Here is a 13,502-nt window from a genome sequence, read left to right as displayed (position 1 = left end):
ATGAAAAAAAACTCCCGAAGGTTCTGTTCGAACCCCGGGAGTTTCTCGGTTTCTCCTTACTGTAAGGCTGCCAACAAATTCGCCAGCGCTTGGACGCTCTCGGCGCGCGTCAGCGTGCCTTCCGGTTGGAATCGGCCGTTCGCGCGGCCCTGAACAAGCCCTGCGGCGAACGCTTCGCGAATAGCCGCTTGCGCCCACGCAGGGGCTTCGGCCGTATCCTCGAAACCGGCTACCGCCGGGGTCGATTCTCCTCGGCCTCCCGCATACGCGAACGCTCGAACGAGCATGGCCGCCATCTCCTGACGGGTGACGTTCGCCTCCGGACGGAACGTGCCGTCTCCCGCTCCGCCCGCGATGCCCGCTTCGGCGGCGAGCCCGACCTCGTCGGCGTACCAACGGTTCGAGGCGACGTCCGCGAACGCGATGGACGCCTCGCCCTTCAGCCCCAACGCCCGGACGAGCAGCGCGGCGAATTCCGCCCGGGTGACTGCGCGCTCCGGCGCGAATAGCGCGCCGCCTACGCCCTCGGCCAGATGCTTCGCGGACATCGCCCGGATGACGCCGGCCGCCCAATGATCCGCCGGTACGTCGCCGTAACGCACTTCGTATTCCAGCGCCGCATACGTGCTGAAGTGTTCAAGATCGGCCGTCAGCATTCCGTCCACGACCGTGCCGCCGACATATTCGACCGTTCTATCATCGGCCATATAGTACATGCCGACGATCGTCCGATCGGTATCCGGACGCAGCGGAATCGAAATCGTAATCGGCTTTTCGAACGAGGTAAGCTTCAGGCTCCGCCCATCCTTCGCTACGATCGACAGCTCGAACGAATACAGTTCGCTCGCCGATCGGAAGGTCGCTCCCGCCGGACGGTCGGCGCTCGAGAGCAAGCGTTCCGTCTCCTCCGTTCCGACCGGCTCCGCCCTCAACACGATCCGACTGTCGGCGCGCGCCTCCGCCGGAAGCAGCTCGCTCAACGCTCGCAGCACGTCCTTCGGAATCGCGATCGTTAGATTTTCCGCTTCGACGGTGAACGCCTCGCCGGTCATCACTTGCGCCGCATCGCCCGGAATGGCCAGCTCTTCGAGCTTGCCGTTCGCTTCGTACGGTCGACCGCTCGTCAGCGCGCCCGCGTCGATCTCGATGCGGCCTTCCACGGCCGACTCGGCCGGCGCGGACGGCGTGGACGGCGCGCTTGGCGGCGGCGGATTGTCGTCGTCTCTTGGTTTTACCTGCAGCACATAGTCATCGTCCCACTCGCCGTATACCGCAGAGATGACCGCCGTGCCCGCGGCGAGCGCGCGGATCTTGCCCGCGGCGTCGATCGTCGCGACGTTAGAATTATTGCTGCCGTAGACGACGCCGGCCGTCAGCGGCGCTTCCACGCCGTCGGTATACGCCGCCTTCGCGACCGCGACTCCCTCGTCTCCGACGGCAAGAGCGGTCGGCCCTTCGATGGTGACGGCGGCGATTGCAGGCGGAACGGCGCTCACTAGCAGCGTATACGCATCGCTCCACTCGCCGTACGTCGCCGAGATGACGGTCGTACCTGCAGCCATCGCGCGGATCCTGCCCGCGGCGTCGATCGTCGCCACGCTAGGGTCGCTGCTGCCGTAGAAGACGCCCTCCGTCAACGATACGTACACGCCGTTGTCATACGTCGCCTTCGTGACCGTGACGCCCTCGTCTCCGACGGTAAGGGCGGTCGGCCCTTCGACGGAAATCCCGGTCATCGCGGGCGGTACGGCGCTCACCTGCAGCGGATACGCATCGCTCCACTTGCCGTATGCCGCCGAAATGACGGCCGTGCCCTCCGCGAGCGCGCGGACGACGCCGGACGCGTCGACCGTCGCGACGCTCGGGTCGCTGCTTCCGTACGCGATGCCGCTGAGCAGCGGTACGCGGCGGCCCGAGCCGTACACGGCTTCGACAACTGTCGGAGACGTGTCGCCCGCCGTCAGCATCGGGGCGCCCGTCAGCTCGATGCGCTCGAACTCGTTCGTCAGCGTAAATCGATCGATCTCTTCGCCGGTGTCGACCGCCTTCGCTACGAACGTCAGCGTATCGCCGACGACCTCGACCGTGGAATACATCTGAATATTGCGGTCGTACACCTTTTCCTGCCAAGGCTGCTCGACCAAATCGTAGAACTTCGGTCCGCTGGATCCGCCGACGACATATACCGTGCCTTCGCCCGGCTCGACCGGCACGCCGTTCTTCATCGGGTGCGTCTTCAAATAAATATGATCATGTCCGTTCAGCACGAGATCCACGCCGAATTCGTCGAACACCGGCGTCCAATGCCGCTTGACGGCCTCCGTGCTGTAATAGCTTCCGTACGGCCCGCGGTGGAAAATGACGATTTTCCACGTCTTCTCCGTGTTCGCGAGATCTTCCCGCAGCCAGTCGCGCTGTTCCTCGTAATAATACTCGCTGTTCAACACGGCGAAATGAATGTTTTTATAATCGAATGAATAATTGCTGCCTTTCAATGCGTCGATCCCGTTGTCCGGGAAGTTGAAATGCGACTTGAAGTCCTTCCCTTCGTCCCCGACGACTTCCGGGTTTTCGCCCGTGACCTCGTGATTGCCGACGACCGCGACGAGCGTCGTGCTCATGAGCTCCTCTTGCGCCGCGGCGAACCATAGATTCCACTGCTCTTCCTCGTGCCCGAGATCGACGATATCGCCCGCGTGGACGATAAACTCCGCGTCCGCCGCGTCGGCTACGCCTTTATCCAGCGTATGGCCCCATAGATCGAACCCCGCTTTGTCCCCCGCCTGGGAGTCTCCGAAGAACAGGAACTTCGTCCGATCGCCGCTCGCCGGCGCCGTCCGGAACTTGCCTAGCGCGCTCACGTTCGCCCCGCCGTCGCCGACCCGATACACGTACTCCGTATCCGGCTCGAGTCCGTCCGCGACGGCCTTATGTACGCGAATCGTTCCGTCGTTGTTCGTATGATAGATGCCGCTGCTGCCGTCGAACCGCCTCACATCGGCGGCGGCGAAGTCCGTAAACTCGGACGCTTTCGCGACCTGCACCACCGTACCGGTCGTATGCGGATGCGAGTTCCAAGACAAGCGCCGGCTCGTCGTCGGCTCCTCGCTCATCGCGACGCTGATATTGTACGGGGTCGGAGAACCGGTCAGCTTGGATACCTTGAAATCGATGACGGGACTGTGCCTCTCCCCGTGCGACGCTTGCAGCTTGACCGTCTTCACCGCAGCGGTCAAGTCGGCTGCCGTCAACCGGCCCGCCGCATTCGTTACGCCGGGGACCGCGGTTCCGTCCGCAAGGATCGTCGCGCCTTCCACCGGGTTCCCTTCGGCATCCGTTACGGTCAGCGTCGTTTCGTAGCCTTCCGCGATGCCCTCGTAATCCCACGTCAAACCGAGCTGCGTCCGAATGTCGGAAGCGACGGGCCAAGCGAAGAAGTTCATCGGCGTCGCGCGCCCTTCGAACGAAACCTCGCCGGACCGCAGCGCGATGGCGTTCTCTCCCGCGGCTTCGCGCTTCACTTTGTACTTCATTTGCGCAAGAACATCCGCGTCCGTTAAGGCTGCCGACTGCAGCTCATTGAATTGTACGCGCACGACGCCTTCGCCGTACACGGAGCCGATCACGTTCGCGTCGGTCAGCTTGGGACCCGGCACGACCTCGTAGCTATCCGTCTTCGCCGGATCGAACGCGAACTCGAGGTATCCGCTCTTCAGACGACTCGCCTTCTCGCCGCGAATGTCCAGCGTCGCCGTATTGCCCGCGTAGACGGTCGTCGGCGTCTCGTACTTGAACTTCGGCGAACCGAGATCGACGCTGAACTTCCATTCTTTGATCGTCTGATTGCCGGCGAGGTCCCTGACGGACAGCTTCACCGTATGAGGCCCTTCCTCCAGCGGCTCGTTCGGGACGTACGAGATTTCGCCCTTCGGCGGGTACAAGCCGTGAGCGACCGGCTGGCCGTCGACGTACAGCCGGATGCTCTCCGGATCGATCAACGTCGTGCCCGGCGAAGCGTCCGGATCGTAGCCTGCATCCTCCGCTACCGCTCGAATCGTCGGCGTTGCCGTTTTCACGGTCGACTGGTCGGCCGGCGCGACATTCTTCACGATCGGCGGCGTCCGATCCTCCGTCAGCGGGCCATACACCGCCCGAATCTGGTCGATATAGATGACGCCGTTCGTCTTGTTGTTGTTTTTCGTCTCCATGTAGCGGACCGGCCAGTCCATCGTCAGCGGCAGCTTCTTGCCAGGCGGCACGGAAGCTTCGACATACTTCCAGCCGACCCAGTCGACCCCGCCGGTTTCCGTCGTGAAATCGATCGGGAACGCCGAATTGTTGCCGTCGCGCATCTGTCCGCGCATCCAATGCTTCTTTCCGTCGCCGTACACCCACATGCTGATTTTCTCCGGATAGCCCGGAACCTGAATCCGCTGAGCGGTGCTCTTCGCCGCCAAGTAGATGCCGGAGGTTCCCGTCTTGCCGACGAAATCGTATTCCATCCGCAGCGCTTTGCTGCCGAAGCGGACGAAATCTTCGCCGGTTTCCTCGAAGATCCGTACCGTGTTAAAGTTCGCGCCGGTCGCGTTATAGTTGCCGATGCCGTTCTCGAAATCCTCGAGCACGACCGGCGGCGTGCCGACTTCGACGTCCATGGACGTCTCTACGTTTCCATGTTTTACGAAAATTTTCCCTGTCTTGCTGTTCTCGGTCGTTGCTTGGAACACCCCATTTTCGTCGATCGTACCGATAGGGCCCTCCACTCGCCATTCGAATAAGCGGTTGTCCGCCTGCACGACCTGACCGTCTCGCAGCGCCGCCGCCGACAACGTCGAGCTCTCGCCGACGTTGAACGCCTTCATGGCGTCGGGGAACTTCAACGCGGTCAACGTCTCGACGACCTCGACCGTCCCCGCGCCGCTAAGGCTGCCCGCCTGCGCGAAGATCTCGCCTTCGCCAGCGTCGCTGCCTGCCGCGAAGACGCCTGCGGCGTCGATCGTCCCGAGTCGGGGATCGACGGTCCAGACGACCGGCTCGGTCGCCTCCGCCGGATGCCCGGCCGCGTCGACGCCCGCGGCACTCCATGCGAGGCGCGAGCCGGCGAGCACGCGCTCGTAATTCGGCCGCACGACCAGCTTCGCGGCCGCTTCCTCCGGCGCCGTGTTTACGAGCAGCAGCCCGTTCCCCGTCGAGCGCTCCCCGCCGTCGGAGCCGCGATTCAGCATCTTACGGGTCGACTCGCCCGGCAGTCTCGCAATGAACGTCGACGAGCCCCCGCCGTCGAGATTGACGGCGTTCACGACGCCGATATCCCGCATGATGTTCGCGAGCTCGACCGTCTCCACGCCTTCGCTGAAGCCCGGCGCTCGGCCGTCGATCTCGAACATAACGACCGTACCGTCCGCCTTCGTCCCGATCGCAGTGCGAGGATGCACGCCTTCCGGCCCGACGTTCGTCTGCACGACGCCGTCCTTGATGAGCGGGCCTTGGCCGCCGACGGCGACCGTCACGTCGTCCCACTCGCCGCTCAGCGCGAAGGACGCCGTAATTTCGTCGCCCGCTTCGAGGCCGGCTAGCGCGGCTCGTTGAGTACCGGACGCCGAAAGCACGACGAAGCCCGGCGCGAGCGGCGTGTCCCCGGCATTGCTCCGCACCTCGACCACGCGGAGGCGCATCGTCCGGCCGCTCTTCACGGCGCCTTCCAGAATTTCCAGGCGGACCTCGTCGCCGGTGGCATTCGTCTTCGTGGAAGTATAATAGTCATCCGTGTATAAAACCAGTTGATTGGCGTCGCGATATCGATTGATATGCGTCAAGGTCGTCGTCGCGCCGTCGATCGTCACCGTCTTCGTTAAGGTCGGGCTGCCGTAGACGGCCGTCCCGTCAGCCTTCAGGCCGAACGCATACGAAGCGGACGCGCTGTTGAGAATCGTGCCGTCGCCGATAAAGATGCCGTTCGGCACGCCGGTCGCATGCCCGCTAATATCGAAGAAGTCCGCGTTAATGCCCGCGATGACCCGATTGCCTGGCGCATCGGCAGCGTCCGCCATCTCGGTCAAGCGTTGGAAGCCGTACACCTTCCCCGACTTCGTCCCGGCCTGCAGTTCTAGGTGCGGCGCGGTCGGATCGAATTCGACGAAGTGCATCTTCTCGGATCCTCTCGGAATGCTCATATCATACCACGTATACGCCGCTCCGGGCGCTAGTTCGGTCCGCCGCATATCGACGATCTGTCCGAACTCCGTCCGAGGCATGTCCATCGCCGCGACCGGCGTGGCCGGCGCGATCGGCAGCAGCGACGATGCCAGCATCGCCGCCGCGAGCGCCATCGCGCTCCATCGTCGTTGTAGAAGGTTCGACCGCATATCCTTTTCTTCACGCTCCCCTGTCGTCTTTGGCTATTCCGTATCCCGTGAACAGTATGCCGCCGGATTGTTAAGCCTGGTCGCGAGATATATAAATTTATTTCATGGATTTTTGAAATATATGAAATTTATTTTCAAAAATATTCATGCAAAAAAGGCCTCCTCGCTGACGCGAGGAAGCCCCTTGGTAATTGTCTCACTTATTCCAACCCGATCCAGTCGGCGCCGGCGACCTCCGACCAGCGGCGGCGAATCGCTTGCACCGTCTCCTCCGGCAACCGGCCTTGCGCTACGAGCGTCGCGTTCTCGACCCAGCGGTCCGGCTTCGCCGTACCGACGATCGCCGTGCAGACGCCCTGCTGCGCCAGCGTAAAGCGCAGCGCCGTCGAAACGACCTCCTGCATCGGCGCCTTCAAGAAATCGTACTGCAGCTTCTGCAGCCGCTCCCAGTACGCCTGATGGTACTGCACGCTCGGGAAGCTGTAGTACTTCCAGGACGCGTTGGCGATCGGCCGCTTCGCGATGACGCCCATGCCTCGTTCTCTCGCCTTCGGCAGCGTCAGCTCGATCGCCTCTTGATCGGCGATGTTGATCGACGTCTCGAGCGAATCGAACGCGCCGCATTCCACGGCATAGAGCGCCGCTTTATGGTCGCCGCTGTAACCGATGTAGCGGGTCTTGCCCTGCTCCTTCGCGCGCTTCAGCACGTCGATGACGTCGCCCTGCCGAAGCGTCTCCTCGTTGCAGCTGTGCAGATGAACGACGTCGACGTAGTCCGTCTTCAGCCGCTTCAAGCTCCGATCGATGCTGGCGGCCAGCATCTTCGGATCCCAATCGTTGCCCTCGAGACCGGAGGCATGTCCGCATTTGGTGAATAAATAATATTCGTTCCGCCGATGCGCGATCGTCTTCCCGATCAACTCTTCGCTGTCCTTATAGCATTCCGCCGTGTCGAGCATATTCAAGCCGGCATCCAGCGCGCTGCCGAGCAGCCGCTCCACCGTCGCCGCGTCGGCTCCCTCGAAGCCGATCTCCGCGCCGCCGAAGCCCAGGATGCTCACTTCCATATCCGTGCTGCCGAATTTTCTTCTTTCCATGAACGATCCCTCCCTTTTCTTTCCTCCTCATGATATCCCTAATCGTTCCGGCTATGCAACGTCACTCCTCGAAGCGCCTTAATCGATACGACGTAATGCGCTTGCTTCCCCCTGCCGGTTCGAAATAGCCCTCGTCCGCGAATTGTCGGAGCCAAACTGCCGCCGTTTGGTTACTCACCCGATACACCTTCGCGACATCCACGGGGCGAATACTCCCCCCTTGACGGATCGCAATCCGAGCGATTCGCTTCCGTCGCTCCACCCAAATCCGCTCTTCCTCTTCCGCCAGCTCGCCGAATCGGATGTAGTGCCAATGCCCGATCGTCTGGATCAATTGCCTTCTGCATACCTCCGGCTTCTCGATTATCATCCCGGACGAGAAGCGAACAAGAAACCAACCGTTGAAGAGGAGGTCGTTCTGTCGCTCGACATGATCGTCGAATTGTTCGGATGAGATGTGCTTCGCGTGGGTCGTATATCCGTCCAACTCGATCGCTGTCTTCGCGTTGCCGTCATCGTACCGAAAATCCGCGAATCGCTGCCTGCCCCGAAAATCTTTGAACGGACTTTCCGCCTCCAATCCTTCGAACCGAAAGTCGAATACCGGTCCCCACACCTCCTCCAGAAATCGAATCGCCAGTCCATTCAGAGGATTTACCTTCCTTGCCGCCGCCTTTCGATTTTGTTCCTCCACGTATCGTTCAACCGCGGGATGCATCGTCCTCCCCCTTTCCGAATGAAAAAAGCACGCGACGCTCCGGCTGTTCCTCCGGTTCATCGTGTGCTTCACTTGCCGTTATTGTAGGGCAACGGATAAAATTTTGTCAAATAAGAAGTTGATCTTATTAATAGTGAGGCGCGCTTTACTATTAATGCGGAAAGTTGATTATTCTAGCGTGAAGGACCTCGGCCCCCCGCCCCTACTTCGCGGGCTCCGACTGCGCGCGCAGCATCTCGAAATAAGCCGGCGTCGGATCGAGCGAATCGTCGTCGTTCTTCGCCTTCGGATTTTCCTTCCGATACCATTGCCGGAACACATACACCAAGATCGAGCCGTACACGATCTCTTGGAAAATCTTCATCAGCACGCCGCCGGTCCGCTGGTCCACGAGCGCGTCCATCCACCCGAGCGCTTGCGGGCCGCTGAACATCTCGAGCAGCGCCGTCGCCCCTTGCGGTACGCAGTACCCCATCGCGGTCGCCCACATCATCGGATCCGTGTAAGTGACATACATTGCCGTACCCGAGAAAATGATCAACGCGCACGCCGGCGTCAGCAGGACGCTGTTCGCGAAAATGTATCCCATCTTCCGGAACCCTTCGAGCTTATCTAACGAGGAGACCGGGCAGATGACCGGGAACCACATCAGCAGCGCGGCGAGCATCAGCAGCACGTAATACGCCGTATGGACGGCGAAGTTCAACATGACGAAGTCATGGACCAACGGAACGTGATAGATCGAGAACGCGATGTTAAAGAACAACAGCGTAAAGATCGGATTCACAAGGAATTTCAAACCCTTGATCCCCGGAATGCGGCCGATCGGCCGCAGCAGCCATTCCGGCGTACCCGCCAGCAGCATCGGAGCCGCGACGAGGTAGGCGAACGACATGCTGATCATGTGGAACGTGAACATCATGTGCCCGAGCAGATCGATCGGACTGCCGAACGCAACGTATAGGAACGCCAACCCGCCGACGAACCAGGCTTTCTTCGCCGCGGGCACGGGAGTCGAATCGGCGAACCGCGCGCGACCCGGACCCGTAATGTACAAATAGATTAGGGCCAACGCGACGAACGCCGCCAACGTGACCGGACTCCACATCGAAGTCCAACTGATTCCGACCAAACCGAACATATCGTATCCTCCTTCTTACCCGATGACGCAGGAAGGCGGCGATTCGTGAGAACGAACCTCCGCCTGCCCGCTGCGACCCAACGACGAACTATTGAAAATCAGAGATGCTTATCGCCTACCACCAAGACCAGAGAAGTCCCGCCGCCGCGCACGTCAGCGCGACGAAAAATCCGAAGGCGATGCCGAGAATCGGGAACGAATGCCCCTTATCCTTCATGTGCATCCAGAAGCCCAACTGAATGACGGCTTGGAAAATCGCCAACGTGATGATGAAAATTTGTACGAACCACGGCTCGACATGCGTTTCTTCCCCGACCAAGGAATACGCGACCGCCAAGAAGGCGACGCCCGTCAGCAGAATCGAAAGCGCGAACGCGAGCAGATGGTTTCTGGGACCTTCGTGGCGAACTTTCCGTCGAGCGTTCGACGTCGACCCGTTATGAAGCGTATGATCGGCCATTCCGGATCACCCCATCTTTCCCATAAGATAGACGATCGTGAAAATGAACACCCACACGACGTCGATAAAGTGCCAGTACAGCGATGCTACGTACACCTTCGGCGCCGTTACCGTCGTGAGGCCTTTCCTCGCTAGTTGGAAAATCAACAGCGTAATCCAGAGCACCCCGAACGCGACGTGCGCGCCGTGGAAGCCGACGAGCGAGTAGAACGAAGTACCGAAGGCGCTCGAGTTGAACTGGTGGCCTTCATGTACGTAATGGAAGAACTCGTAAATCTCGAGGCCCAAGAAGCCCAGGCCGAGAAGGACCGTCACGCCGAGCCACAGCATGATCTGCGGCACCTTCTTCGCGTGCATCGCCTGAATCGCGAACACGCTAGTCAGCGAGCTCGTGAGCAGGATGAACGTCGCCCAAGCGACCAAGACGAGGTCGAACAGATGCGCCCCGTCCGGACCGCCCATCGTATTGTGGCGAAGCGCCATGAACGTCGCGAACAGCGTACCGAACAGGACGCATTCGCCGCCTAAGAACAACCAAAATCCAAGAAGCTTATTACGGCCTTCCAGCGTCGCGCGTTCCGGCTCGTGAGGCAGCTCGCCGGAGACGCCGTGCGCGTGCGGATCCACGTGAGTTACGCCGCTCATGCCCCTACCCCCTTGTCATCCTTCGGGTCGATATGGAACCCGTGATCGTCGTAAACGGAGCGAAGGAACATGCAGAAGAACGTGATCACGAGACCTGCGATCGCTACGTAATAGCCGTTCCATTCCTCGCTGTACATAAAGCCTACGGCTGCGATGCCCAAGCCGATCGACATGAACAACGGCAGGATCGAAGGCGACGGCATGTGAATCGGACCGACCGGTTCCGCCGGCGTCATCTCGGTGTTGCCCGCCATCTTTTCTTTCCACCATGCGTCGATGCCGCGCGTGATCGGCGTTTGCTTGAAGTTGTATTCCGGCGCCGGGGACGGAATCGTCCACTCGAGCGTCCGGCCGTCGCCCCAAGCGTCGCCCTTCGCCGTCTTCGGCTTCGTCATCGAAGTGACGATGTTGATCAGCAAGACGATGACGGCGAACGCCATCACGAATGCGCCGATCGTCGACAATTGGTTCATCCACGTCCAGCCCGGGTTTTCGTTCTCGCCGAGATACGTGAAGACGCGTCGCGGCATGCCGAGAAGTCCGACGATATGTTGGATGAAGAACGTCAGATGGAAGCCGGTGAAGAACGTCCAGAACGTGACTTTCCCGAGCGTCTCGTTCAAGAACCGTCCCGTCATCTTCGGCCACCAGTAGAACAGGCCGGACAGCAAGCCGAACACGATGCCGCCTACGATAACGTAGTGGAAGTGCGCGACGACGAAGTAGCTGTCATGGAACTGCCAGTCCGCCGGCGGAACCGCCAGCATGACGCCCGTGACGCCGCCCATAACGAACGTCGGCACGAAGCCGATCGCGAACAGATTCGCGGTCGTGAATTGAATGCGGCCGCCCCACATCGTAAACAGCCAGTTGAAAATCTTGATACCGGTCGGGATCGCGATGAGCATCGTCGCTACCGCGAACAACGCGTTCGCGACCGGACCCATGCCCGTCGTGAACATGTGGTGAACCCAAACCATGAAGCCCAAGAAGCCGATAAGCACCGTCGCGAATACCATCGCGCTGTAACCGAACAACCGCTTGCGCGAGAACGTCGGAATGACCTCGGAGATGATCCCGAACGCCGGAAGCACGAGGATATATACTTCAGGATGCCCGAAAATCCAGAAGATGTGCTGCCACAACACAACGTTGCCGCCCATATTCGGATCGAAAATATTACCGCCGAACAGGCGGTCGAACGTCAAGAGAATCAGGCCTACCGCGAGTGCAGGGAACGCGAACAAAATCATCGCGGACGTAATGAACGCCGTCCAGGTGAACATCGGCATTCTCATGAAGCCCATGCCCGGCGCTCTCATATTGATGATCGTGACGAGGAAGTTGATGCCCCCGACGAGCGTCCCGATCCCCGCGATCTGCAGACCCATTAAGTAGAAGTCTAGACCTCGGTGCATACTGAACTGTTCGCCCGAGAGCGGCACGTACGCCGTCCATCCCGCGTCCGGCACGTCGCCGACGATCCAGCTCAGGTTGAGCAGCACGCCGCCGACGAAGAACGTCCAGAAGCCGAGCGCGTTGACGAACGGGAACGCGACGTCGCGCGCGCCGATCTGCAGCGGCACGATCGCGTTCATGAAGCCGAAGATGATCGGCATCGCCGCAAGGAAGATCATCGTCGTGCCGTGCATCGTAATCATTTCGTTAAAGGTCTGCGCGTCCAAGAACTCTTGCTGCGGACCGATCAATTGAAGCCGAATAAGAAGGGCTTCGATCCCGCCGATCACGAAGAAGAACGCACCGGCGAGCAAATACAGGATCCCGATTTTCTTATGGTCGACGGTCGTCAACCAATCCATGAGGCCTGTATATCGCTTTACGGTGTGCGCACCGTGATGACCATGGGCATGTGCGTTAGCCACCGGGCCAACCTCCCTATACTGTGTTGTTTTTGCTTATTTCAATTGAAGCAAGTATTGCGTCACTTGATCGATCTCTTCTTCCGTCAGGCCGACCTTCGGCATCAACGTGCCCGGCTTCTCTCCGTCCGGATCCGCAATCCAAGCCTTAATGTTTTCTTCCGTATTTTGCAGAATGCCCGCAACGTTGCCGCGCTCCGCGAAGCCGTTCAGATGAGGAGCGACGGGGCTCTTCGCGTCCGGTTGAATCGCGTGGCACTGAATGCAGTTGTTCTTGAACACTTCTTCGCCCGCCGAGACGTCTTCCGCCGCGACCGAAGGCGCTTCCTGCATGTCCGCCACCCATGCGGCGAACTCTTCTTCCGTCACGACGACGGCTTTAAAGTCCATCAACGCGTGCGAAGGACCGCAAAGCTCGGCGCACTTGCCCTTGTACACGCCGACTTCCGTCGGGGTCAGATGCATGTAGCTCGTTAATCCAGGGTTCGTGTCCTTCTTCCCGCCGAGCGCCGGAATCCAGAACGAGTGAACGACGTCCGCGGACGTCAGCTCGAAGGAGACGTTCTTGCCGACCGGCATGACGACCTCTTGCGAGGAGTAGATGCCGAGTTCCGGATAGTTGAATTCCCACCAGAATTGGTGAGCGACGACCTGCACCTTGATCGCGTCGGGATCGGCCGACAAGTTCTGATCGTGCTTGAACGTGTACCCGACCGTAGGCACGACCAAGATGGCGAGCAGGATGATCGGGATGACCGTCCAGATGATCTCGAGCTTGTGATTGCCTTCGACTTGCTTCGGGATATGGTTGTCGCCTTTGCGCGCGCGAAACTTGACGAGCACGTAAATCGAAATCGCGAATACGACCACGACGACGATAACCATGATGACGATCGACAAAATCATGAGATTCAGCTGCTCGAGCGCTTGCGTCCCTTTCGGGTTGAGCGGAGACGCTTGCTCAGCGCAACCCGTAAGCAGCAGCGCCAGCGCGACGAACAAGGAAAGGCCTGCCTTCCCTCTTAACGACTTCAGCATTGTGTGGATCAACCCCGCTTCTGGATTATTATTTTTCGCAGTGAAAACCGCGTCAAATCAATGGTTTTCGGGCGTAAGAACACCATACTAACTATAAGTTCGAGCCCCATGTTTGTCAATTTAACGACACAAACCTTCACAAAAAGTTCGGATTCGTG

At 60.0% G+C, this 13,502-nt stretch carries 8 protein-coding genes; all 8 read right to left on the bottom strand.

Annotated elements, in window-relative coordinates:
• Positions 1-56: 56 nt before the first annotated feature.
• A complete protein-coding gene (locus FE782_RS16020; protein WP_238392511.1) occupies positions 57-6,365 on the bottom strand; it encodes a phosphodiester glycosidase family protein in 6,309 nt (2,102 codons plus the stop codon).
• Between the two features lie 200 nt (positions 6,366-6,565).
• Positions 6,566-7,462, bottom strand: a complete 897-nt coding sequence (locus FE782_RS16015) for an aldo/keto reductase (protein WP_138195229.1) — start codon at positions 7,460-7,462, stop codon at positions 6,566-6,568.
• Positions 7,463-7,523: 61 nt separating this feature from the next.
• Complete coding sequence (locus tag FE782_RS16010) at positions 7,524-8,180, bottom strand: putative endonuclease domain-containing protein (RefSeq protein WP_138195228.1); 657 nt, start codon at positions 8,178-8,180, stop codon at positions 7,524-7,526.
• A gap of 202 nt (positions 8,181-8,382) precedes the next feature.
• Positions 8,383-9,321, bottom strand: a complete 939-nt coding sequence (ctaG, locus tag FE782_RS16005) for a cytochrome c oxidase assembly factor CtaG (RefSeq protein WP_138195227.1) — start codon at positions 9,319-9,321, stop codon at positions 8,383-8,385.
• 115 nt (positions 9,322-9,436) lie between these two features.
• Positions 9,437-9,781 (bottom strand): cytochrome C oxidase subunit IV family protein, encoded by a 345-nt coding sequence (locus FE782_RS16000; protein WP_138195226.1) that lies wholly within the window; start codon positions 9,779-9,781, stop codon positions 9,437-9,439.
• 6 nt (positions 9,782-9,787) lie between these two features.
• The gene (locus FE782_RS15995) at positions 9,788-10,426 is read right to left on the bottom strand and encodes a cytochrome (ubi)quinol oxidase subunit III (RefSeq protein ID WP_138195225.1); all 639 of its coding nucleotides are present in this window, start codon (positions 10,424-10,426) and stop codon (positions 9,788-9,790) included.
• The gene (ctaD, locus tag FE782_RS15990) at positions 10,423-12,246 is read right to left on the bottom strand and encodes a cytochrome c oxidase subunit I (RefSeq protein ID WP_138195342.1); all 1,824 of its coding nucleotides are present in this window, start codon (positions 12,244-12,246) and stop codon (positions 10,423-10,425) included. The genes FE782_RS15995 and ctaD overlap by 4 nt, the downstream gene beginning before the upstream one ends.
• 96 nt (positions 12,247-12,342) lie before the next feature.
• Positions 12,343-13,344, bottom strand: a complete 1,002-nt coding sequence (gene coxB, locus FE782_RS15985) for a cytochrome c oxidase subunit II (RefSeq protein WP_138195224.1) — start codon at positions 13,342-13,344, stop codon at positions 12,343-12,345.
• Positions 13,345-13,502 lie beyond the last annotated feature (158 nt).

The sequence above is a fragment of the Paenibacillus antri genome, assembly GCF_005765165.1.
Taxonomy (GTDB): Bacteria; Bacillota; Bacilli; order Paenibacillales; family YIM-B00363; genus Paenibacillus_AE; species Paenibacillus_AE antri.
The sequence above is the reverse complement of the archived record's forward strand: the minus strand, read 5'-3'. Positions and strand labels throughout refer to the sequence as shown.

Excerpts from the sequence above, each read along its gene's own strand:
- ctaG (WP_138195227.1), bottom strand. The coding sequence starts at position 9,321 with ATGTTCGGTTTGGTCGGAATCAGTTGGACTTCGATGTGGAGTCCGGTC.
- ctaD (WP_138195342.1), bottom strand. The coding sequence starts at position 12,246 with ATGGATTGGTTGACGACCGTCGACCATAAGAAAATCGGGATCCTGTAT.
- FE782_RS16000 (WP_138195226.1), bottom strand. The coding sequence starts at position 9,781 with ATGGCCGATCATACGCTTCATAACGGGTCGACGTCGAACGCTCGACGG.
- FE782_RS15995 (WP_138195225.1), bottom strand. The coding sequence starts at position 10,426 with ATGAGCGGCGTAACTCACGTGGATCCGCACGCGCACGGCGTCTCCGGC.
- FE782_RS16020 (WP_238392511.1), bottom strand. The coding sequence starts at position 6,365 with ATGCGGTCGAACCTTCTACAACGACGATGGAGCGCGATGGCGCTCGCG.
- FE782_RS16015 (WP_138195229.1), bottom strand. The coding sequence starts at position 7,462 with ATGGAAAGAAGAAAATTCGGCAGCACGGATATGGAAGTGAGCATCCTG.
- coxB (WP_138195224.1), bottom strand. The coding sequence starts at position 13,344 with ATGCTGAAGTCGTTAAGAGGGAAGGCAGGCCTTTCCTTGTTCGTCGCG.
- FE782_RS16010 (WP_138195228.1), bottom strand. The coding sequence starts at position 8,180 with ATGCATCCCGCGGTTGAACGATACGTGGAGGAACAAAATCGAAAGGCG.